Origin of the sequence: Microbacterium alkaliflavum (assembly GCF_044325405.1) — a bacterium.
GTDB classification, from domain to species: Bacteria; Actinomycetota; Actinomycetes; order Actinomycetales; family Microbacteriaceae; genus Microbacterium; species Microbacterium alkaliflavum.
This window is the reverse complement of record NZ_JBIQWL010000001.1, coordinates 351439-373582: the sequence shown is the minus strand read 5'-3', so window position 1 is coordinate 373582 and position 22144 is coordinate 351439. Positions and strand designations below refer to the sequence as shown.

At 67.4% G+C, this 22144-nt stretch carries 15 protein-coding genes; 7 read left to right on the top strand and 8 right to left on the bottom strand.

Annotated elements, in window-relative coordinates; genetic code table 11:
- The first annotated feature begins 2 nt into the window (after positions 1-2).
- Entirely contained in the window at positions 3-707 is a 705-nt protein-coding gene (locus ACH3VR_RS01525) for a TetR/AcrR family transcriptional regulator (RefSeq protein WP_396638983.1), read from the top strand.
- A 27-nt stretch (positions 708-734) separates the two neighbouring features.
- Here ACH3VR_RS01525 and ACH3VR_RS01520 read toward each other — a convergent pair whose 3' ends face one another.
- Positions 735-1670 (bottom strand): SDR family NAD(P)-dependent oxidoreductase, encoded by a 936-nt coding sequence (locus tag ACH3VR_RS01520; protein ID WP_396638982.1) that lies wholly within the window; start codon positions 1668-1670, stop codon positions 735-737.
- A 172-nt stretch (positions 1671-1842) separates the two neighbouring features.
- Between ACH3VR_RS01520 and ACH3VR_RS01515 the strand changes: the two genes are divergently transcribed.
- From ACH3VR_RS01515 to ACH3VR_RS01500, 4 genes are all read left to right on the top strand, one after another.
- Positions 1843-3477 carry a flavin-containing monooxygenase gene (locus tag ACH3VR_RS01515; RefSeq protein WP_396638981.1) on the top strand — a complete coding sequence of 545 codons (1635 nt, stop codon included), beginning with the start codon at positions 1843-1845 and terminating at the stop codon, positions 3475-3477.
- Entirely contained in the window at positions 3477-3794 is a 318-nt protein-coding gene (locus ACH3VR_RS01510) for a hypothetical protein (protein WP_396638980.1), read from the top strand. The genes ACH3VR_RS01515 and ACH3VR_RS01510 overlap by 1 nt, the downstream gene beginning before the upstream one ends.
- A gap of 458 nt (positions 3795-4252) precedes the next feature.
- Positions 4253-5749, top strand: a complete 1497-nt coding sequence (locus ACH3VR_RS01505) for an MFS transporter (protein ID WP_396638979.1) — start codon at positions 4253-4255, stop codon at positions 5747-5749.
- Positions 5750-5896: 147 nt separating this feature from the next.
- Positions 5897-6478: a TetR/AcrR family transcriptional regulator gene (locus ACH3VR_RS01500; RefSeq protein WP_396638978.1), complete on the top strand. Its 582-nt coding sequence runs from the start codon at positions 5897-5899 to the stop codon at positions 6476-6478.
- A 69-nt stretch (positions 6479-6547) separates the two neighbouring features.
- On the opposite strand, the gene ACH3VR_RS01495 is transcribed toward ACH3VR_RS01500, so the two are convergent.
- A complete protein-coding gene (locus ACH3VR_RS01495; protein WP_396638977.1) occupies positions 6548-9919 on the bottom strand; it encodes a family 78 glycoside hydrolase catalytic domain in 3372 nt (1123 codons plus the stop codon).
- Positions 9920-10437: 518 nt separating this feature from the next.
- Between ACH3VR_RS01495 and ACH3VR_RS01490 the strand changes: the two genes are divergently transcribed.
- Entirely contained in the window at positions 10438-10926 is a 489-nt protein-coding gene (locus ACH3VR_RS01490) for a pyridoxamine 5'-phosphate oxidase family protein (protein ID WP_396638976.1), read from the top strand.
- Positions 10927-10983: 57 nt separating this feature from the next.
- On the opposite strand, the gene ACH3VR_RS01485 is transcribed toward ACH3VR_RS01490, so the two are convergent.
- From ACH3VR_RS01485 to ACH3VR_RS01475, 3 genes are all read right to left on the bottom strand, one after another.
- Positions 10984-11334 (bottom strand): DUF7882 family protein, encoded by a 351-nt coding sequence (locus ACH3VR_RS01485; RefSeq protein ID WP_396639637.1) that lies wholly within the window; start codon positions 11332-11334, stop codon positions 10984-10986.
- Between the two features lie 114 nt (positions 11335-11448).
- Positions 11449-13476: a PKD domain-containing protein gene (locus ACH3VR_RS01480; protein WP_396638975.1), complete on the bottom strand. Its 2028-nt coding sequence runs from the start codon at positions 13474-13476 to the stop codon at positions 11449-11451.
- A 34-nt stretch (positions 13477-13510) separates the two neighbouring features.
- Positions 13511-15043, bottom strand: coding sequence for an MFS transporter (locus tag ACH3VR_RS01475; protein ID WP_396638974.1), 1533 nt, complete (start codon positions 15041-15043; stop codon positions 13511-13513).
- Positions 15044-15206: 163 nt separating this feature from the next.
- On the opposite strand from ACH3VR_RS01475, the gene ACH3VR_RS01470 reads away from it, so the two are divergent.
- Entirely contained in the window at positions 15207-15860 is a 654-nt protein-coding gene (locus ACH3VR_RS01470; RefSeq protein WP_396638973.1) for a TetR/AcrR family transcriptional regulator, read from the top strand.
- A 31-nt stretch (positions 15861-15891) separates the two neighbouring features.
- On the opposite strand, the gene ACH3VR_RS01465 is transcribed toward ACH3VR_RS01470, so the two are convergent.
- Genes ACH3VR_RS01465 through ACH3VR_RS01455 form a run of 3 tightly spaced genes read right to left on the bottom strand, consistent with a single transcriptional unit; the run spans position 15892 to position 22038 of the window.
- On the bottom strand, positions 15892-18309 hold the full coding sequence (locus tag ACH3VR_RS01465; RefSeq protein WP_396638972.1) for a glycoside hydrolase family 2 TIM barrel-domain containing protein: 2418 nt from the start codon (positions 18307-18309) through the stop codon (positions 15892-15894).
- A complete protein-coding gene (locus ACH3VR_RS01460) occupies positions 18306-20735 on the bottom strand; it encodes a glycoside hydrolase family 3 N-terminal domain-containing protein (protein WP_396638971.1) in 2430 nt (809 codons plus the stop codon). Before ACH3VR_RS01460 ends, ACH3VR_RS01465 begins: the two co-directional genes overlap by 4 nt.
- A complete protein-coding gene (locus tag ACH3VR_RS01455) occupies positions 20725-22038 on the bottom strand; it encodes an MFS transporter (RefSeq protein WP_396638969.1) in 1314 nt (437 codons plus the stop codon). Before ACH3VR_RS01455 ends, ACH3VR_RS01460 begins: the two co-directional genes overlap by 11 nt.
- Positions 22039-22144: the final 106 nt, after the last annotated feature.

Genomic DNA, 22144 nt, shown 5'->3' with positions numbered 1-22144 from the left:
CCATGTCTCAAACCGTCTCGGAGCGCACTCCTCGCGCCGCCGGCCGCCGGCCCTCCGGTGAGCGCGGAAATGTGCGCGGCGAAGCCACCCGCAAGCGCATCCTGCTCGCCGCCGAGCGGCTCTTCGCCGAGCACGGGATTTCAGCAGTTCCGCTGAGAGACATCGGCATCGAGGCCGGGCAGCGCAACCACGCGGCCGTGCAATACCACTTCGGCGACCGTGACGAACTCGTCAAAGCGCTCATGGAGCTGCGCGGCGCCGAGAGCGAGGCCATCCGCACCGACATCGTCACCGGCATCGTCGTCGGGGGCCAGGTGCCAGTCGTCGCCGACGTCGTGGGAGCGTTCGTCCGGCCGCTCGCGATCCACATCACGCCGGACAACCACTACCTCGCATTCCTCTCGCTGCTCATCACCGAGCAGGGCGGCTACGAGAGCCTCGACGGCGTCCACACCGGAGCATCCGTCATCTCGCTCCGCGCCCTGCTGACCAGACTCGCGCCGGACGTGCCCGCGGACGTGCTCGATGAGCGCTGGCTCGTGACGATGACGAGCGCCGTCCACGCACTCGCGCGCTACCAGGCGGCGCAGCTCAAGCATCCCCAGCGCGCACAGCTCGACGTCCTCATCGGCGACCTCATCGCCTACCTGAGCGCAGGGCTGCTCGCCCCGCTCGTCGCGGGCGACCCGCGCATCCCCGACCACTGAGCAGCGCGATGCGCGGGCCCCGGCTCGCTATGCGAGGTGCGCCATGAAGCGCGACGACCAGTCCACGAGGCTCGCCGGCACGTAGTAGCCGTCCTGATCGTTGATCTCGTCCCAGTGCTCGGCGACGTCTTCGATCGCGGGAGCGCCGTCCGATAGCCAGCCCGGCGTGATGCCGAGGAACCAGCGCGAGAAGCGCTTGCCGCCCGCGACCAGGATCTCGCCGTTGACGGGGCACGACTCATGGGCGAGGTAGGCGACCATCGGGGACACGAGACCCGTCTCCATCGCCTGGGCGCGTGCGGCGTCCATCGGGGCCGCCGTGACGATGTTGGGCTTCGCCGCAGTCTCGCTCGGCCGCGTGATCGCATTGGGGGCGATCGCGTTCACGAGGATCCCCTTGGGCGCCGCGGCCACGGCGAGGCTGCGCGTGAAGCCGATGAGCGCACCCTTCGCGGTCGCGTAGGCGAGGTTGTCGGCGAGGCCGAGCATCCCGGTCGACACCGTCGTGATGACGCGGCCGTAGCCCTGCGCCTCGAAGTGCGGCCACGCGGCGCGCGTCGTGTGCCACGTACCGCGCAGATGCACGTCGAGCGTGCGCTCGAGGTTGTCGGCGTCCGCCTCGGGGAAGGTCGCCCACCGCGAGATGCCGGCGTTGTTGACGACGATGTCGATACGGCCGAACGTGCGCACGGCCTGCTCGACGAGCTCGTGGCAGTTGGCCTCGGCTGAGATGTCGCGCGTGTCGGCGATCGCCTCGCCGCCCGCCGCCGTGATCTCGGAGACGACGTCGTTCGCGGGGCCACGGTCGCTGCCGATTCCTTCCTTCGACCCGCCGAAGTCGTTCACGACGACTTTGGCGCCCCGCTGGGCGAGCAGCAGCGCGTGGGCGCGTCCGAGGCCGCGGCCCGCGCCGGTCACGACGGCGACGCGGCCGTCGAATCGGAGGTCGGCGTCAGCGTTCATGGTTCTCCTTCGAGGTCTGGCCGATGATTCATCATCTCTGCCGAGTTCAGAACGCACGGATCGCGCGCCTCGTCTGCAGAATCATACGTCCTTCTTGGAATATCTGAGCATATATGCTTATCTTTCTTCTGACGACCGCGATGGTCGGACCGAGCGAGCGGGGAGTGAACGCATGACGAGCAGGACGCACGACGATGTGGACGTCGAAGTATTGGTGATCGGTGCGGGCGTGGTGGGCATCTACGCGCTCTACCGGGCGATCGAGGCTGGTTTCACCGCGCAGACGCTGGAGGCCGGCGACGGCGTCGGCGGCGTCTGGTACTGGAATCGCTACCCCGCCGCGCGCTTCGACTCCGAGAGCTACACCTACGGCTACCTCTTCTCGAAGGAGCTCTTCGACGAGTGGAAATGGGAGGAGGAATTCGCGACACAGCCCGAGATCGAGCGCTACCTCAACCATGTCGTCGACCGCTTCGAGCTTCGCCGGCACATCCGCACGGGCCAGCGGGTCGTCTCCGCGATCTGGAACGACGGCGACAACCTGTGGGAGGTCACGACCGAGACCGGCGACACCGTGCGCGCGCGCTGGGTGATCTCGGCGACCGGCGGACTCTCCGTGCCTCACTACCCCGAGATCGACGGCATCGACGACTTCAACGGGGAGGGCCACCACACCGGCGCCTGGCCGCACCAGCAGCTCGACTTCACGGGCAAGCGGGTCGCGATCATCGGAAACGGCCCGAGTGGAGCCCAGATCCTTCCGGCGATCGTCGACATCGTCGAGCAGGTCGATCTGTACCAGCGCACACCCACCTGGACGACGCCGCTCAACAACGCGCCCATGACCGACGAGAAGCGGGCGTGGCTCGGCGACAACTTCGAGCACGTCGTCGAAACCCTCAACACCAGCCCCTCAGGCTTCCTGCACCCTCCCGCCGGCAAGTTCTCGACCGACGACACTGCGGAGGAGCGCCAGGCGTTCTACGAGCAGATCTGGAAGGCCCCCGGGTTCGGGAAGCTCACATCGAACTACTACGACATGACGACCAACCGCGAGACGAACCTCGAGTTCTGCGAGTTCCTCGCGGGAAAGATCCGCGGCATCGTCACCGACCCGGTGACCGCCGAGCGCCTCATCCCGAAGGACCACTTGTTCGGCGCCAAGCGCCCGCCCTTCATCAAGGACTACTACGAGTCGTTCAACAAGCCCAACGCGTCGCTCGTCGCGCTCCGCGAGACGCCGATCGTCCGCATCGACGCGACCGGCATCGAGACGACCGAAGGACACCGCGACTACGACATCATCGTGTATGCCACGGGCTTCGACTTCGGCACAGGGGCGCTGACCCGCATGGGGATCGTCGGACGCGACGGGCTCGACCTCAGCGTCGACTGGGAGGACGGCCCGTTCGACTTCGGCGGCTTCGCGATGCACCGTCTGCCGAACTTCTTCTTCCCCGGAGGACCCCACGGCGCCGGTGGCGGGAACTACCCCCGCTACTCGCAGGACCAGGTCGACTGGATCGCCGACACCCTCATCCATGCCCGAGCGGACGGCTTCGACCGGTTCGAGCCCACGGCGGAGCAGGAGGAGAGCTGGATGACGATGGTCGAGACGCTCGCACCTCTCTCGATCTTCTCCGCTGAGCACAGCCACTACTACGGCGCCAACGTCGTCGGCAAGCCCAAGAAGTTCCTCTTGAATCCGGGGGGCCGCGCGAAACTCCACGAGATCCTCCGCGAAGTCACGTCGACCCCCGATTACAACGGCGCTCTCGAGGCCACGCGCGAGCGGGTGAGCGCCTGATGACCGAGATGCTCATCGCCCTGGTCAACCCCGTCGAGGGCCGCGACGACGAGTTCCGCACGTGGTACTGGCAGACACATATCCCTGAAGTGCTCGCGTTGCCGGGATTCGTCGCGGCACGCCGTCTCCGCCTGGCCGAGGAACCCGGCGGTGCAGCCCCATTCCGATACGGGACGATCTACGAGATCGAGGGTTCGGCCATCGATGCCAGGAACACGATGTTCACGGCAGGTCTCGGCATGAGCGAGTCGATGGATCTCAGCGCCATGATCGTCGCGCCCTACGTTCCGTCGCCGGCGGCCGGCGAGCCGGCATAAGGGCGACCCGACCCGCGGAGGGGGCGACGATTCTGGCTCGTCGCCCCCTCCGCTTCGTGCACCGCGAAGGCGTCGATCAATCGTGCACGACAAATAAGACACGCGTAATAACCGGATGCCTCCCCCTCGGGCGCGACCGTGCCACCAGCACGCATGCCAGCTCACCGAGAACGCCCGCACGGCGACCGATCCGGTCGACTCCGCAATCCCGAATTTCTGAGCATCATTTCTCAATTAGTGTCTCGAGAACTCTTGACACGCTCGACGCACTCCAGCAAGATCGGCATAGTACAGATCATTTGTTCTGCATTACGGAACGATCGCGACGGCGGAGTGGCCGCTCGCACATGGTTCCGGCCACAGCACGCCGACATGGCGAACAACGTCGTTCGGCGCAATTCACAGCCCACCGTCGGCCGTCCTGACCCGCGGCCACACGCACCTTCGAAAGGCATCCCATGTCGTCCGAACCAGGCACCTTCACGGCGGCCGTCCGATCCGCGGCGCCCCGACCGTTCGCCTACATCCTGACCGTCCTCATCCTCGCCGCCGTCACGAGCTCCTTCGAGTCGACGATGATGTACACCGCGCTGCCGAGCCTCGAGGAGGGGTTCGGGGTCGACATCAGCGCGGCCAGCTGGGTGCTCACCGGCTTCTTGCTCGTCGGAGCGGGATCGGCCGCGATCGCGGGGCGGCTGGGCGACGTCTTCGGTCGCAAGCGCGTCCTGATCGTCCTGCTGCTCGCTTCCGTGTTCGGCTCGATCCTCAGCCTCGCCATCCCCACGATCGGCGGCGTGATCCTCGGCCGTTCGATCCAGGGCCTGGCCGGCGGCATCATCCCGCTGGCTTTCGGAATCATCCGTGAGCACGTCTCGAAGAAGAACCTCTCGATCGCGATCGCGGTCACCGCCGGCGCGGCCATGCTCGCCGGCGCGGGCGGGAACCTCGTCTCGGGGTACATCGTGCAGTTCGCGGGCTGGCACTGGATCTTCGTCGTCTCCGGTGTACTCACGATCGTCACGACGATCCTCGCGATCTGGCTGCCGGGTTCGATCCGCATGGGAGAGCGTGACCGCATCGACTGGCTCGGCGGCATCCTGTTCGCTCCCGCGATCGGCCTCGTGCTGTTCGGCATCAATGTCTCGACGGGCCTCGGCTGGGCGTCTCCCGTCGTCTGGGGGATGATCGGGATCGGCGGACTCCTCCTCGCCTTCTGGGCGATCTGGGAGGTCAAGCAGAAGGCTCCGATGGTGAATGTGCGCTACTTCGCGGAGCGCAACCTCGGACTCACCTACCTGATCACGGCCCTCACGGGCTTCGGTCTCGGTGGCGCCGGATACCTCGGGCAGCTGATCATGCAGTACCCGACTGCGGCGCCCGTCGGCTTCGGCATCCCCGCCGGCACCGCCGGCCTGACGTCGTTCTGCATCGGCCTCTTCGGCTTCCTGCTCTCGCCCCTGGCCGGCCGGATCGCTCGCGGCGGTCGCGCGAAGGTCTCGTTCATCATCTCCGCCGTCGCGGGGATCATCGCCGCGATCCTCACAGCGCTGTCGGCGACCGTGTGGGACTCGTTCCCCGCGTTCATCCTCAGCCAGGTCGTGCTGACCGTGTCCACCGCCTTCCTGCTCGCATCGATCCCGCTGCTGGTCGTGGAGGGCGCCGCCGCGAAGAACACGAGTGAGGCGACCGGCATCTCGACCGTCATTCAGACGGCATCATCCGGGATCGGCACCAGCGTCAGCGCCGCGATCCTCGGCGCGTTCGCCATCCAGCTCACCGAACACTTCGCCCCGAGCAGCGAAACGGGCTACATCGTGATCTTCGCGGTGACCGCCGTCCTGACCGGCATCGCACTCGTGGCGTCGCTGTTCCTCAAGCGCAACCCGAACAGTGCCGAAGATGAGGCGGGCGATGCTTCGGCCGACGACCTCGAGGTGCCCATCCTCACGCACTGATCCGCGTTCGCTCCACGGCCGTGCGCGCCCTGACAAGGGGTGCGCACGGCCGTCGCGGTCAGACGGCACGTACCGACCTGCCGAGCACATCCGGTGAATCACACCTGCCGTCAGGTATCGGGTCCGGCCGAGAATACGATGACCGGTATGCCAGCACGGGGCCCGTACGCCAAGGGTGAGGCCAAGCGCGCCGAGATCGTCGAGGTCGCCTTCCAAGTCTTCACCGAATCGGGGTACGACCGTGCGTCGGTGCGTGAGATCGCGCGCCGAGCGGGGCTCAGCCAAGCGGCGCTCCTCCACTATTTCCGAACGAAGGAGGAGCTCTTCGTCGAGGTGCTCCGGCGTCGCGACGAAGCCAACGACCGCTTCTACGACGAGACCGAGACGCATGATGTGACCATCGAGGGACTTCTCGAGATCATCGCCCACAACTCGCACGAGCCGGGGCTGGTGCGTCTCTACGCGGCGATGTCGGCCGAGAGCACGGAGGCGACCAGCACGTCGCGTCAGTTCTTCACGGAACGGTACGAGAAGCTGCGCAACGACCTGGCGGCGGATATCTCCCGTAAGCAGGAAGCGGGCGAGCTGACTGCTGAGGTGGATGCCGCCGACGCGGCGACGCTCCTCATCGCTGTGGCGGACGGCCTCCAGATCCAGTGGCTCCTCAAGCCCGACGGCATCGACATGGCGGCGCGCCTACGGCAGCTGAATCGGCTCCTGCAGAGCTGAGCACGCACCGCATGACGACGGGAGCGCACCCGTGGACGATCCACGGGTGCGCTCCTGCTGTCCGGAGGTTCAGCGGTCGAGCGGGATGCCCGCCGCTCCTCTCAGCTGCGCCTGCAGCGCTGTGGCCAGCGCGGTCAGCTCGGCCCGAGCTGCCGCCGTCGACTGCTTGTCGTTCGCGTTGCTGATCGAGTTGAGGAACGAGCGCAGCGCGCTGTCGGCCGGCTGCGCGTCGCCCGTGGCCGACTGGTCGACGGCCTTCCGCACGAACTTGAGCAGGTTGTCGGCCAGCTCAGCCTTCAACTCGCCGGCCGCCGCTCTGGCCTGCACGGCCGCGGTCAGGTCCGAGTAGGAGTCGGTCGGCGCCACGAACGTGAACCTGCCGGCTCCCACCGTGTAGACCGCGAACTCGCCGTCGACCCGCTCGAAGGTCGCACGATTGGGCGTGAGCACGGCCTGGTCGCCGCCGGTCGGCACCCACACCTCGGCTGTGGTGTTGGCAGGCACGTCGACGGTGAGCGTGAGGCGCTGGTCGTCCTTCTCCCAGCTGCTCGCGGCCAGCCCGCGAGGCGTCTCGAACGATCCCTTCGCCCAGGTCAGGTCGCCCGCCGGCTGCGGCTTGAAGACCAGCCGGTCGTAGTCGATCGAACCGGGTGCCCGGTTGATGCCGGCGAGGCCCTTCTGGAACCACTCGACGATCTGCGCGAGGATCATGTGGTTCTTCGAGTCGCCCCGGGTCCACCGCTCGCCGATCGTGGTGAACCCCTCCGGGTTCGCCGCGGTCGGCTGCAGGAAGTACCCGTATCCCGGCTGCGTGTCGGTCTGGAGCGCGTCGAAGAGCACCTGCCCGTTGCCGGTCGCCGTCAGCTGGCGGACGACGGCCGCGAGGCCGATCGTTCCGGCGCTGAAGTGCGGTCCGTCATCGGGGCCGAACGTCTTCACGTTGTCGACGAGCTGCCCCACGACCGAGTCGCGGTACTGATCCGGGACGAGTCCCGCATCGAGCGCCAGCGCCTGGGCGGCTTGGGTCGCACCGGTCGTTCCGGCGTTGCCCGTCGCGGTGTAGTAGCCGAGCGTCGTGTTGAGGAAGGCGTTGTTGTAGGACGTCTTGATGTCCTCCGCCAGCTTCGTGTATGTCGCGGCATCCTCATCGTGACCGGTGAGCTTCGCCATCATGGCCATCTTCGTGATCATGACGTAGTAGCCCCACGTGCCGGTGATCCGGCCCGAGGTCTGCTCCGCTGCCACCCAGTCGGCGAGCGCGGCGTTGACGATGTTCGCATCGGCGCCTGTGCCCACCTTCTGTCGCTGGATGTACTTCACGAAGTTGACCATCTGGTCGTAGTACCGCGTCATCGTCTCGGTGTCGCCGTAGTACTCGTAGAGGAACGCCGGGACCAGGATGATGCCGTTGCCCCAGTTGATCTCGTCGCCGAACTGGCCCGTGTAGCCCCAGTCGTGGACGGGCGTCTTCAGTGCGACGTTGCCGAACATCGACGTGTCGGCCATCGACTGGCCCTCGACGAGGTGGTGCTCCGTCGTTCGCATGTAGGCGTCGAACTCGAAGAGGCTGTGCAGGCCGTCCATCGGCATCGTGTAGTCCGCGGGGTACGACTGCTTCTCGCGGCCGGGGCAGTCGGTGAACGTCGACATCACCTGCGTGGCCATCGAGTAGTAGGCCATCTTGTTGATCCGGTTGATGCGCGCGTTCGACGAGTCGAACGTGCCGACGACCGGTGTTCCGGCCTGCAGCCGCACGCCCGTGACGAGGTCGGCGGTCGGCGTGAAACCGGCCGGAAGGCCCTCGATCTGCACCCACTGCATGCCGAAGTAGTTGAACTTCGGGTTGTACTTCTCTCCGCCGGGAAGGCCCGCGGTGATGTACGAGTTGAACAGGTCGTTGCCGCGTCCCCCGGGGCCGAGCGAGGACTGGTTGACCGTGCCGTTCGCGTTGAGGCTCTCGGCGGGCTTGACCTTCACGATCGTCCCCGCGGGCAGCTGGGGCAGGTTGAGCTCGGGCCACCCGGCGAAGTTCTGACCGAAGTCGAACACCCACACACCCGGTGCGGGGTTGGTCACCGACTTCGGCGTGAACCGCTCCGCTTCGTGGATGCCTTCGGCATCGCGCGAGACGAGCTTGGTCGCGAGGTTCGGGGCCGGGGCGATGCCGGCCGATGCCCAGTTCATCGGCGATCCGTCGCGGCGGACCGCTCCCTCGCCGAGCACGGCACCCGGCTGGTTCCACCCGACCTGCTCGCGACGAGCGTCGTAGTCCTCACCTGAGTACCAGGCGTCGGTCACCAGAGCGCCCGACGCGGCCCGCCAGCTGCGGTCGGTGACGATCTGGTCGCTCGAGCCATCGGTGTAGTTCACCTCGATGCGACCGATGAGGCGCGGAGTCACCGCGGCGCCCGCGCTCGCGTCGCTCGCGGCGATGTTGTTGCCCGAACCGGTGACGAGTGCACCGGAGGCGTGTGCGGCGTCGAGAGCGGGTTCGAACGTGATCCCGGTGCCTGCCAGGCCCGCCGTGCCGATCGCTGTGATGACGCGGGACTCCAGCCGATCGCCGCCGTCGCCCGTGTCGATGTTGATCGTCCCGCCGACGTGGTAGTTCGAGACGTTGTTGAGGAGCACCTTGGTCGCGCCCGCGGGGACCGCGGCGACGAGCGATCCGCTGCCCTTGAGCTGGCTCTGCCACCAGGCATAGGGCGACGTGCGACCGACGGCAGGGTTGGTCACCGAGCGTCGCACGTATGCGGTGCCGTTTCCGAGCTGCACGCCGACGACGTTCTCGCCCGACGCGAGTTCGGGGGTGATGTCGTAGGTGCGGTACTCGGTCGAGAGCTGATAGTTCGTGTTGCCCGGCGCGAGCTGCTCATCGGTCACCGCCTGACCGTTGACCGTCGCGTACTGCAGGCCGACGCCGGAAAGGTAGAGCGTCGCGGCGGCGACCTTCTTGCCCGCAGGAACGTCGAACTTCCGCGCGAAGACCGGAAGCGGCTGAAGCTCGGTGCGCCCGGCCTGCTCGATCCAGCGGGCGGCACCCCAGTCATCCTGATTCAGCAGCCCGACCGAGAAGGTGGAGGGATCGCTCCACTCACTCCGGTTGCCCAACGCGTCCCAGACCCGCACCCGCCACGCCACCGACGCGCGGGAGGCGAGGGCGTCGGTCGCGGCGTACACGACGTTGTTCTGCTGCGCGCCGTCGATCTTGCCGGAGTCCCAGAGCAGGCGGCCCGCCTCGAGATCGCCGACGCTCGAAGCCGCCTCGATCTCGTAGGCCGTCTGCTCGTCGAGCGCGCACACGCCTGAGACAGCGCCGTCGAAGCACGGGTTGCCGGGTGCATCCTCCGAGGTGAGCGTCCACCCGAGCCGCGGGCGGGAGCTGCCGATGCCGAGAGGGCTGTCCTCCCTGCCGTTGACGCTCAGATCTTCGACGGTCACGCCGAACACCTTGCTGCTTTGGACGGCCGCCGAGGCGCCTGGCGCTGCGACCAGCGGGACCGCCAATGCGGTGGCCGCGACGACGGCCGCGATTGCGGCGCGGCCGCTTCTCTCGCGGCCGACCGGGCCTGGATTCGCCCGGCGACCGACCGGTCGAGGGATCGTCGAGAACATCATGACTGTTCGCACTCCTTCGTAACGATGTGAACACCTGATCTTCTGAATCAATCTGAATCGATTCAGATGAACGTGATCGACGATGCCGCACACGAAGCACTCACGTCAATACTTGTCGTTGATTTATTTTGAGATTCCGGCGTTCGCGACGACGGAGAGCACCGACACGCCGTTCGCCCGAGACTCAGGAAGCTTCGCCGCGTGAGCCCGTGTGTGCGCCATGCTCATGAATCGCCGCGGCCGTCAAGCCCAGGCGGATCCTCGGCGTCCGGCGTAGCGTGCTGACCCGAGCTGCCGGCACCAAGGGACCCGAGCTGCTGGCACGAAGGGAGCGATTGCGCATGACTGCCGAGACCGACATCATCCACGCGATCTTGAAGGCGGCGAGAACGGCCGTCGTCACCACACAGACTGCGCGGGGGACACTCCACAGCCGCCCTCTCGCGGTCATCGAGGACGACTTCGACGGCACCCTGTGGTTCTTCACGGCCGATCCGAGCCCGAAGACGGAGGACATCGCCACACATCCGGCGGTCAACGTCTCGGTCGGTGACGGAAAGGGTTGGCTCTCCTTCAGCGGGACGGCATCCGTGTCACGAGACCAGGAGCGCATCGATGCCTACTGGAATCCTTGGGCATCGGCGTATTTCGAGGGAGGGCGCGAAGACCCTGCGGTCGCGCTCCTCGAGGTCAAAGTCGATTCGGTCCACTACTGGGACCTCGACAAGCCTGCGATCGTCAAGGGATTCGAGGTGGTGAAAGGCATCCTCACGCGTTCCGCGCCGGACGTGGGAGAAGACGGCGTCGTCACGCTCGACGACCGACGCTGATAGCGCGTCCGCCAGGCTCAACCGGGCGCACACCGACCGCGGACCCAGCCGCGCAACTCAGACGGGCACGACAACCTGGGGCGCATCGTCCGCCGGCACCGGAGCAGTCTCGATGTGTTCGGCGACCAGCGCGATGCCCCCGGAGGAGTTGGCCGAGTTGGCGAGATCCTCGATCCACTGGCGACTCAGCTCGGGAGGCTCCGGCTCGTCGAAGACGAACCGCAGCGGAATGGACGGATGCACCCAGATCGTGCTGCGACCACGGGGTTCATCGTCGGGGTGCACCCACGAGACGGTGAAACTCTCGCCGCGGCGCAGCTTCGTGGCGATCACCACTTTCAGGTGAGCGAGCGCGCGATCCTCGATGTGAATCGGCGTCGCCGAGCCCCCGTAGTAGATGGTCCCCATACGGGTCACTGTAGGCCCGATGCCGGCATGCACGCATGAGACGGCTCTCATCGATGGACCCATTCGACCCCGGCCCAAGACCGGCGCGCCCGGAGCAGGCCCCCCAGGCGCCGATCAGCCGACGACCACCCGCACTCGTGCGAGGTTGTCGACCCTGGCGAAGGGTGTCGAGGTGTCTCCGTGCTGCTGAGCCGTGACCTTGACGGTGACAAAGTGGGTGCCGGCGCTCGAGAACGCGTGTCGCACCTCCTCCCGCAGCGAGTAGGTCGGATCAACAGCTCCGCCGTGTGCGAAGGCTCCGCTGTCGTCGAGATCCCATCGCACCTCGACGATTCGCGAGCCTGTCGAGGCGGCTTCGACCCGGAGCAGCACCTCCTCGCCGACCGCGACGTCGGCTCGCGAGCCGCTGTCGGCCGTGAGCTGCACGACGGGCTGAACTCCGCCGGGATTCGCCGGGTCCGTCAGGACGACCTGCCCGTCGACGACCTCATACCGGCTCGAAGGCGCCGGCTCGACGCCATCCTCGGCCCATGCGGCGACCTCGCGGAGCGCCTGATGCACGGCACCCAGGTATGAGACGGTGTGGGTGGGGAGCTCCTGCCCCGCGACATCCGCGTGCAGTGCCTTGCCCACGACCCACACGCGCAGGTGCTCGTCGGTCTCGTCGCCGAGGTGCTCGCACACCTTGCCCGCGTACCAGTCCGCCTGCCAGGGGAACGCCTCTCGGTCGTGGCCGGCTTCGACGACGATCATCTTCCCGGCGATGTCGCCCGACTGAAGCGTGCCCGATGCGCCGCGCGCCATGAGCGGGCCGACCAGAATCGGGCGCTGCGGGTGAAGCGGAGTTCCGTCGACGTCGCGGAACTGGTCCCACACCGTGAACTCGGCAGCCGGCACCTGGTGCCGGTGGTAGGTCTGCGCGGCGAGGAAGTTGCTGTTGTCGATCTCGACGTGATCGCCGACACGCACCTGCTGCAGAAACGGACTCAGCTCGGGGAAGTCCACGAGAGCGAGATCCCCGATCACGTTTTGGAGCAGGGCGACGGAGCCTTCGGTCTCGCCCGACGCGATGCTCAGCTCCGCGTTCATCGGCTCGATCGTCGGCGGTGCCGCGAGGCGAAGCGCCACGACGACATCACCCCCCTGCTCGGGGCCCTTGAAGGCCTCGTCCACTCCCCCGGCGGGACCTGCCGGAGCGCCGAACACACCGGCGGCGACAGCATCCCGCCGTCTGATGACCTCGACCACCGTCGTCGCGTGCAGCACCCGATCGCGGTGCACGGACGACGACGGGTCGGCACCGAGGTACCCGGGGAGCGTCCAGAAGTCGTCGAAGTAGGACGGGTCGATCGCCTTGAGCGAGGTGTAGAGCACGCCGAACGCCTGCGTCCCCATCGTGCGATGCCCGACCCAGGCGGCGGGCGGGAATCCCATTCGGGTCACTTCCTCGAGCGCGGCCGCCTGCTCGGCGTCGAGCCGCTCTCCGAGCGCCTGGGAAGAGCCCGGCTCGACCTGGTCGACGATGTCGTCGAGCACGTCGCGCAGCACCCGCATCGCATGCATCCGGACGGTGAACACGTTCGGAATGGCGACGGGGCTGCCGATGACGTGCGGCACGAACCCGTCCCACACGCCGCGCGTGTTCTCGGCGCACGCGATCGTGCGGAAGCCGCCGCCCGAACCGCCGTAGGCGTAGCCGTACGTGCGGTGCGGACCGTAGACCGACTGCGCGACGACCTTCGCGAAGGCCGCCGACGCGGCGTTGGCTCGATACGCGCCGATCGTCGGATCGACGCCGAACTGCGGCTTCGACAGGTCGATCGCGCCCCCACCGTTCGTCTCGACGAAGAACGCGCCGGACGAGAAGGCGAACCCGATCTTGTCCTCGGCGCCGGTCAGTCCGGGAGCGAGGTGCTCGCTCTCCGGCACGGGAGTGATGTGCTGGAAGAACCGCCCCTCGTAGCCGTCGACGGGGAGGTAGAACGAGAACCGGTTCGCGGTCCCTGCGAACCCGCCGTGGATGTAACGGTGTCGCCGAGGCCCGTTGCGCTCCTCGTCGATGTCGATGTACGGCTGCGCGTAGAGGTCGTCGTCGGTCGCGAAGGCGGTCGCGCTCGCGAGCGCGGTGGACGTGTTCGTCATTCAGGTGTCTTTCGAGAGGGATGCCGCAGGGCGGTCAGAGTTCGTCGTCGTTGCGGAATGGCTCACGGGGCAGCAGCGGCGCACCGCTCTCCTCCCGCACGATCCGCACGGCCTCGGTCCCGCTGTGCGGAGCACCGGGGATGATCTCGGCCTCGGCGGCCAGCTCCCGTCGGGCCAGCACCTCGGCGCTGATCGCCTTGATGCGGTGCTCGAGGCGGTGATAGTACAGCGCGATGAAGCCGACCCCGACGGCGAAGATCGCGGGGATCCAGCTGTTGACGGCGACGATGCCGGCGATCGCGCCGGGGGTCTGCGTGTCGGCGCCGCCGTCGTAGCCCGTCGTCGCGAGCACGATCCCCGTGAGCCCGGCGGCGATCGCGGCGCCGACGGTGCTCGAGAACGAGAACAGCGCGCCCCCGACGCTCTCGAGGCGTCGGTGCCCCTTCCATTCGTTGTACGTCGCGTTGTCGATGACGAGGATCGGCGACAGGAAGTTGACCGGCAGCGAGGCCAGCGCGGTGAGCACCGACGACACCATGATCAGCGGGATGTTGCCGCCCGCGAACATCATCACGAGGAACCCGATCGCCCCGATGAAGCTCGACACCGCGATCATCCGCGACACCGAGAACTTCCGGATGAGCGCCGGGAAGAAGAACATGAGCGGGATCAGCGCGACGAACGAGACCGACACCACGCCCTGCAGCGCGAGATTGCCCACGATGTAGCGGAAGTAGTAGGCGCCCGCTGTGAAGGTCGCGTAGATGCCCACGACGAGCGACATGCTCGACAGGATCCAGATGTAGGGGTTGGTGCGCAGCACGAGGAAGATGTCCTTCAGCCGCACCCGCTCCGCCTCGATCTCAGCGGCATCCTTCGACTCGCGGAACGTCCAGAACCGCACGAGCCCGATGAGGGTGAACGGGATCGCGACGCAGATCGCCACGAGCGACCACGCCTCGGGACTCTTGCCGGCGGCGCCGACAGCGATGGGCATGCCGACGGTGATGACGATCGCGGCGAGGACCGTGACGATGCCCGTCTTGGCGGCGACGTCGCTGTAGTGGGCCCGCTTCGGGAACACGCGAGCGGTGTAGAGCGGGTTGTTGGCGTTGTAGAGCGGCATGAACAGCGCCGTCAGCAGCACGTAGGACGTGAAGATCCAGGCGTATTTCGCGATGTCGCCGAGGCCTCCGGGCACCGAGAACATGCACGCGGTCGCCGCCCAGCAGAGGATGATCACGAGATCGAACGGCCTTGCCTTGCCAAGCTTCGTCTCGGGCGCGCGGTCCACGAGGTAGCCCGCGAGGAGCGCGCCGACGGCGTCGATGATCTTCGCCCCGACCAGGAGCGCGCCGACGATCGCCGGGTTCAGCCGCAGAGTGTCGGTGGCGTAGATCGTGAAGTACCCGATCAGGACGATCAGGGCGTTCATCGAGAACGCGTGCGTCGACCAAGGGATCATGCGCCAGATCGAGACGCGATCCTTTCGCTTCTCGATCCGGGCGAGCGCGCGGTCTTCCTTCACGGTCTCCTCGACGGGCGGTGCGTCATTGACAGTCGCCATCGTTCTCTCTTCTCTGAGCAATGTGGACGACGGTGTCGTCCCGATCGGGCTAATTCCGAGTAAACCTCAACTTTCATCGTCTGTCTAGAGTGCAATTGGTCTTTGCGGTCGGAACTGAACCCCGTACGCTCGTATACACAGAGATTTCGCGGCGGAGGACGAGATGACGGATGCTGTGACAACACGCCGCAAGCGCGGTCCGTACGCGCCGACCCTGAAGCGGCGCCGTGCGATCGCGGCTGCCGTGCTCGACCTCGTGGACGAGGTCGGACCGGAGTCCCTCACGACGGTGCAGGTGGCAGAGCGCTCCGGGACCCCCGAGACGACCGTGCTCTACCACTTCCCCACCAGGGACGACCTGCTCGTCGCGGCACTCGAGCTCGCGGACGAGCTCGGAGCGGCACTCCACCATGTCGACGACCCCGAGATCCGCCTGGATCTCGACGACTTCGCAGCCTCGTACCGTCCCCCCTCCATCGAGGACCCTCGCTTCCGCCTGAGCCGGCTGGTCCGCGGACTGGCAGCGACGCCCGGGACGTCGGCAGCGGACTATGTCCACCGCCGCACGCAGCGGCAGGTCGAGATCTTCAGCCGCATCTTCGAGCAGCGCAAGCGCGACGGCCTTGCCCACCCGGACGTCGATTCGGTCAACCTCGCCCGGCAGGTCATCGCGATGTGGGAAGGGCTCGAGATCGTCTTCGCCGCCGAGCCCGACGTCGACGGGGGCCGGCTCCTCGCCGACGCGATCCGGCGACTCAGCGGCGAGAACTGGATGGAGCTCCGCCGCGCGATCGGCGACGCCGGGCGCAGCTTCTGACGCGCGCGCACCGGCGGCACCGGCATCCCGATCAGACGACGACGCGGACGGTCGGGAGCCCGTCGGCCTCGAACGAGAGCTCACCCCGACCACCCGCGACTCGCCTCACCACCGCCTGGGCGCGCCCCTGGAACGTCGTGCATGAGGTGCCTCGGTAACTTTCCTCGGTGCTCGGCCTGGCTGAACCGAGGCCAGTCAGCTCGAGTTCGCCCGCCACGCGCGCCCGTACGAGGCGATCGTCGAAGGGGACGACGAGTCCGTCCTGGTCGATCACTTCGATCGACACGTACTCGTACTCCCTGGTCGCTGCAGCCACGTGAGGCGCTTCGACCTCCGCTCGCAGCCGTGCCGCGGCACCTGGAGAACGCAGCGTCGTCACCTCGGCGGCTTCTCCGCCGCGCCGGTTGACGGAATCGAGTCTGCCGGGCTCGTAGGCGACGGTGAAACGGGCGAGGAAGCCATGCGCCGGACCGGCCGGCAGTCGACCGATCGATGCGCCGTTGTGCACCAATTCGACCTCATCCGCATCGCTGTACACGTCGACCGTCATCAGGGTGCCCGGCGCCAACGGCCACGACCAATGCGCGGCGCTGTCGGTCCACCCCCAGTCGAGCATCACGGGTTCACGTCCGTGCGGGCGAGGCGCATGCACGGCGAGGTAGGGCTCGGACCGTAGACCGAACACGATCTCGCGGAAGTACGACGCCGGTCGGCGATGGCCCGTGATGTCGATGTCTCCGCAGTATGCGAGGAGGGCCGGGTATCGGTCGGCATCCCATCTGCCACCGGCTTCGGGGTAAGAGACCCCGCCGAGCCCGGCTTCTCCGAGGTAGTCCCATCCCGTCCAGGTGAAATCGCCGATGACCGAGGGCAGGCGTGTGACCGCCGCCCAGTTGTCCGCAATGTCTTTCGGGTTGGTCTCGGTGCCGACGACGACACGGTTCGGGAAGCGCTCGATCTCGCTCTCGTAGCGCCACGTGGCGTAGTTGTGACCTGCGATGTCGACGACCGCGTGCGACTCGGCAGTCGCTTCGGTGACGGAATCGGAGTGTCCGAAGCGGTCCATGATCTTCCGCCCTTCGCCCTGGGCGTCATTGATCCCCCCGGGCACCTCCTTCAACTCCCGCTGGATCTCGGGAAGCAGGTCGGACAGGGTGGCCACCAGTCCGCTCACGCCGTTCGTGAGGAACCGCGTGGGATCCGATCGGCGCACGGCCTCGGCGAGATCGCGCCCGATCGCCGCGCCGAGCGGCTTGCCGGCATCGAGGATCTCGTTGCCGATGGAGTAGACGATGACGCTCGGGTGGTTGATGGCCTTCCGCACCATCGCCTCGATGTCGCGTTCCCACCACTCGGTGAAGCTGAGCGAGTAGTCGAAGGGCTGCTTGCCCTCTGTCCACATGTCGAAGGCCTCGTCGATGACGAGCATTCCGAGACGGTCGCAGGCGTCCAGCAGCGCTGGACTGGCGGTGTTGTGAGAGGAGCGGATGGCGTTGAACCCGGCCCCTTTGAGGATGCGGATGCGACGTTCTTCCGCTTCCGGGACGGACACCGCTCCCAGCACGCCGTTGTCGTGATGGATGCAGGCACCGCGCAGCTTCGTGACGACGCCGTTGATGCGCAGGCCGTGCTGCGGATCGAGCTGGAGGGTGCGGATGCCGAACGGCACGATCGACTCGTCCTGGACGTCGTCGTCATCGCTGAGCTCGACGGTGGCACGGTAGAGCACTGGCGACGGGACGCTCCACAGCTCGGGCGCCCGCACGTACAGCCGAAGGCGGGCTGTCGCGGTCTCACCGGGACGCGTCGTCACGGGGGTCTCGCCCGCCGCGACCTCGATGCCGCTCGCGTCGACGATGCGGGCGCGCAGCTCCCGCGTCGAGGCCGATCGTCCGGCATTCGCGACCTCGACGGCGATCTCGACGACCGCTCGGTCGGCGTCGACGTCGGGCGTGGTCACGCGGATGCCGTCGGGCACGATGTGGGTGACGGGCAGGTCGTGCAGGATCACATCGCGGTAGATGCCGAGACCGGAGTACCACCGGGAATCTCGATGGGCGCGTGCGTCGACGCGGAGACGATTCGTCTCACCGTGCCTCAGCGCAGCATCCAGACGGACGCGGAACGGCGAGTATCCATTCGGTCGCTGCCCCACGAGTATTCCGTTCAGGTAGACCATCGCATCGCGATAGACACCTTGGAACTCGAGCTCGACGACCCGGTCAGCCCACTCCGCCGGCGCGTCGAACTCCTTGCGGTAGCTGACCGCACCGCCCTCGAAGTAGCCGGAGGAGGGCCCGCTCGCCGCACCCGCATGACGCGGAAGCGCCAGCATCGCGTCGTGCGGCAGAGTCACCTCGATGGCGGACGTCGCACCTCCCGTGATCTCGGTGAACACGCTGACGTTCGGCCCGACACGCCAGCCGTCGTTGAAATTCGACACTGTCATTCGAATGACCTCCCTGTGCTCTCGTTCTCGGTCGAGTGAACGACGGCGGCCGCGAGGAATACCCGCTCGTCGCTGGCGAGCGCGCGCTTCGGCCCCGTCACCTCGATCACCGTCTCGAGGGGACGCGTCTCGGCATTGAGGCTCACCCAGACGTCGACCGGGGCCGGCTCGGCCACGAACTCGCCGGCGATGTCGGTGTAGCCGAGCTGCGCCGCGGCGAGAGTGAACGTCACTCGCTGTGACTCCCCCGGCTCGAGCGAGACCCTGGTGAATCCCGCGAGCTGTTGCGCCGGCCGCGTGGCGCCGGCGGTATTGACCCGCACGTAGAGCTGGACGACGGTGCTGCCCGGCCGGTCGCCGGTGTTCCGGATCGTGGCGGCGATCTCGGTCGATCCGTCCGTCGGCATCGATGCGTCCGCCGCGAGGTCCGTCAGAGCGAACTCGGTATAGCTGAGTCCGTGCCCGAACGTGTAGAGGGGCGTCGCCGGCATGTCGAGGTAGTGACGGTCGACGTCAGGCGGCAGCGGGTTGCGATAGCCGGTGCCGTAGCGCTGGTGGTGGTACACGGGGATCTGCCCCGTGTGGCGTGGGATGCTGTACGGCAGCTTCCCGCTCGGGTTGACGTCGCCGAACAGCACGTCGGCGACAGCCGCCGGGCCGAAAGGTCCGCCGTACGACGAGACGACCAGGCCAGCGGCATCCTGCACCACCTGCGGCAATGTGTAGGCACGCCCCTGGACGAGCACGACGATGATCGGCTTACCGGTCGCGGCCACTGCCTCGGCAAGTCGCTGCTGGGCGGCGGGCAGCGAGATGTCGGCGGAGTCGCTGGCCTCGCCTTCGGTTCGTTCGCCGTTGAACCACAGGCTTGCACCACCGAGTGCCAGGACGACCACATCGGATGCTTCGGCCGCGGTGACGGCCTGGGCGATCGCGTCGTCGCCGAAGTCGGTCGTCAGGGTGCTGCCTCGGACGTGCTCCGCTGCCGCGGCATGTGCCGCGATCTCGTCGGCGAGTGAGGTCGCGCCCAGGCGCTCCCGTACGAACTCGTCGACCGGGGTCGGTGAAAACAGGCTGGAGTTCCACGCCGCCATGCCGGGATCGACCCCCACCATGTTGCCCATACCGCCGCTGGTCATGAACGTCGTCATGTCCCGGAACGCGGGATAGGTGTACGTCGGGAACTGGAATTTGACGTCGTCGGCGTGGGGGCCGATGACGGCGACCTTCGCCGTGGCCGGCAGCGGAAGCAAACCGTCGTTCTTCAGCAGCACCACTGAGCGCCTCGCGAGCTCGCGGGACAGTTCGGCGCCCTCGGCGGCAACCGCCGCGAGCTCGATGCGCTCCTGCGGATACGGGCTCTCGAACAGGCCGAGGCGGAACTTCGCGGTGAGCACTCGGTGCACGGAGCGGTCGACGTGGGCGATGTCGGCGCGTGCGGCCTCGACCTCGCCCACGAGCGCGTCTCCGTACCCGTAAGGCACCGGAAACTCGGTGTCGAGGCCCGCCGCGATGGTGAGGCGGCCGGCGTCACCCGGAGACGCGGCGGCGCGCTGACGGGTGTGGATGTGCTCGAGCGTCATGTAGTCGCTCGACACGAACCCGTCGAAGCCGAGGGTGTCGCGCAGGAGGGTCGTGAGGACATCGGGGTTCGCAGCAGCCGGAACCCCGTCGACGTCTGCGTACGAATTCATGACGGACTGGAGGCCCGCCAGCTGGATCGCCGCCTCGAAGGGATAGGCGAACAGGTCGCGCGTGCGCCGGGGCCCACCCTCGTACGACGACAGGTTCATGCCGCCCGTGGGCAGCCCGTAGCCGACAAAGTGCTTCGCGGTGGCGATTGCGCCTTTGGTGAGGTCGTCGCTCTGCAGGCCGCGCGTATAGGCGACGCTCAAGGCCGCAGCCAGGTACGGATCCTCGCCGTACGTCTCGTGGACCCGGCCCCAGCGAGGATCGAGGGCGATGTCCATGTTCGGCGAGAGCGCCTGGCGAACGCCGACGCGGATCATCTGCTTGCGGATCGTGTCGGCCATCTCCTGCACCAGTTCGGGGCTCCACGTCGCAGCGAGTCCGATCGGCGTAGGGAACACCATGTGCCCGCCGGCGAGCAATCCGTTCAGCGCCTCGATATGGATCAACAAGGGGATGCCGAGGCGTGTGCCCTCGATGGCGGTGCGCTGAAGCTCGCCGACGATGCGTGCTTGCGTGGCCGGATCGTCGACACCGAAGTTCGAGATGTGGCCGGGAGCTCTCTCCAGCCATTCATCCCGGACGGCCGGGGCACTGCCGTCGGCGAGGACGAGGAACCACGGTGGGACTGAGACGAGCTGGTGGGCCTTCTCCCGCAGCGTCAGCTGGGCGAGGAGCAGGTCGGCGCGCTCCTCGTGGCTCAAACTCGTGTCGAGATGGGATCCGTCAGTGGGCATCGGTGGCCTCCGTGTCGCTCGAGGATGCAGCTGGGGATTGGTCGGCGGATCGCGCCGCCGGCCGGGATGAGAGAAGGAGGACGACGAGGCCGACCGTCGCGCACAGCGCGGCGGTCCCGGGCAGCGCTTCGATTCCCCACGATTCGACGACGAGGGCGCCCAGTACCGCGCCTCCGCCGATCGCGATATTGAACGCGGTCGTCTGCAGCGCCGCGGCCGTCGAACGCTGGTGAGGTGGGGCGGTCCGCATCATCCTCGCCTGTAGCAGCAGCGGCACGAGCGCGAACGCCATCGCCTGACCGAGCGATATGATGACGAGCGCGATGATGCCCCACGCGGCCGCGAACGGGTAGAGCATGTTGAGCAACGCGACGAGGATCACGGCGAGGACCAGTGCACCGATCGGGAAACGGTCGGCGACGCGGCCGATGGCAGACACCGCCACGAAGGCTGCCAGGCCGCTGCCGAACAGGAAGGCGGGGATCGCCGCGGGAGGAATCGAGGCCGCTTCTCCGAGCCAGACGACCGAGTACGTGCCGTACGTTGTTTGACCGATCACAAGGATCAGAATCGTCAGGCAGACGAGCAGGATGCTGGGCAGCGCAGACGGCGCAGCGGAGCGATCATCAGCGACCGACCGACGCGGGCGCGCGATGGGTGTCGCACTGGGGAGGAGCCTCAGTACGAGGATGACGACGCCGACTCCGAGGACGGCGAACACGGCGAACGCCGCTCGCCATCCGAACAGCTGGCCGAGGAGATTGCCCAGCGGGCCACCGAGCACACCTGCGACCGAACCGCCCGCGGCGGTGATGGCGGTCGCACGTCCGAGCTGCGACGAGGGCACGAGGTTTGCGGCGTACGCGGCGGCCACAGACCAGAACAGTCCGTGGGCGATTCCGCCGAAGGCTCGTGCAGCGAGGAGCACTTCGAACGTCGGGGCGAGCGCAGCGAGCGCGGTCACCGCGGTGATGCCTATCAGCGCAATGATCGCGAGGGGTTTGCGCGGTACTTTGCGCGTGACTACCGCCAGGGGTGCCGTGGTCAGGATGACCGCGGTGGCGAACACTGTCACGAGCTGACCCACATCGGTGACCGGACGGCCGAATGTCGAGGAGATGTTCGGAAGCAGCCCACCCGGGAGGAATTCGGTCGACATCGAGATGAAGATCGCCGACGCGACGACCAGCAGCGCGCCGCGAGGAAAGGGAGCGTGATCCTGGCTTTGCTTTGTCCGCGTGCACCGACGACGTGCAACACGGATGGTGGGGATCGGACGCGTGGCACGGCTGTCGTGCGACATTGGAGGAGCCTTCTCATACCCTTGCGCGCTGCCGGAGATCCCAGGCGCACCAACGCCGCGAACGGTGGGGACTCTCAGGCTAGGCGGATGCCCGTGGCGCTCGCGA

Bases quoted from the DNA above. Each gene is read 5' to 3' on its own strand.
- ACH3VR_RS01470 (WP_396638973.1), top strand. From the start codon at position 15,207: ATGACGGATGCTGTGACAACACGCCGCAAGCGCGGTCCGTACGCGCCG.
- ACH3VR_RS01490 (WP_396638976.1), top strand. From the start codon at position 10,438: ATGACTGCCGAGACCGACATCATCCACGCGATCTTGAAGGCGGCGAGA.
- ACH3VR_RS01455 (WP_396638969.1), bottom strand. From the start codon at position 22,038: ATGTCGCACGACAGCCGTGCCACGCGTCCGATCCCCACCATCCGTGTT.
- ACH3VR_RS01465 (WP_396638972.1), bottom strand. From the start codon at position 18,309: ATGACAGTGTCGAATTTCAACGACGGCTGGCGTGTCGGGCCGAACGTC.
- ACH3VR_RS01500 (WP_396638978.1), top strand. From the start codon at position 5,897: ATGCCAGCACGGGGCCCGTACGCCAAGGGTGAGGCCAAGCGCGCCGAG.
- ACH3VR_RS01475 (WP_396638974.1), bottom strand. From the start codon at position 15,043: ATGGCGACTGTCAATGACGCACCGCCCGTCGAGGAGACCGTGAAGGAA.
- ACH3VR_RS01515 (WP_396638981.1), top strand. From the start codon at position 1,843: ATGACGAGCAGGACGCACGACGATGTGGACGTCGAAGTATTGGTGATC.
- ACH3VR_RS01460 (WP_396638971.1), bottom strand. From the start codon at position 20,735: ATGCCCACTGACGGATCCCATCTCGACACGAGTTTGAGCCACGAGGAG.
- ACH3VR_RS01520 (WP_396638982.1), bottom strand. From the start codon at position 1,670: ATGAACGCTGACGCCGACCTCCGATTCGACGGCCGCGTCGCCGTCGTG.
- ACH3VR_RS01525 (WP_396638983.1), top strand. From the start codon at position 3: ATGTCTCAAACCGTCTCGGAGCGCACTCCTCGCGCCGCCGGCCGCCGG.
- ACH3VR_RS01505 (WP_396638979.1), top strand. From the start codon at position 4,253: ATGTCGTCCGAACCAGGCACCTTCACGGCGGCCGTCCGATCCGCGGCG.
- ACH3VR_RS01510 (WP_396638980.1), top strand. From the start codon at position 3,477: ATGACCGAGATGCTCATCGCCCTGGTCAACCCCGTCGAGGGCCGCGAC.
- ACH3VR_RS01480 (WP_396638975.1), bottom strand. From the start codon at position 13,476: ATGACGAACACGTCCACCGCGCTCGCGAGCGCGACCGCCTTCGCGACC.
- ACH3VR_RS01485 (WP_396639637.1), bottom strand. From the start codon at position 11,334: ATGGGGACCATCTACTACGGGGGCTCGGCGACGCCGATTCACATCGAG.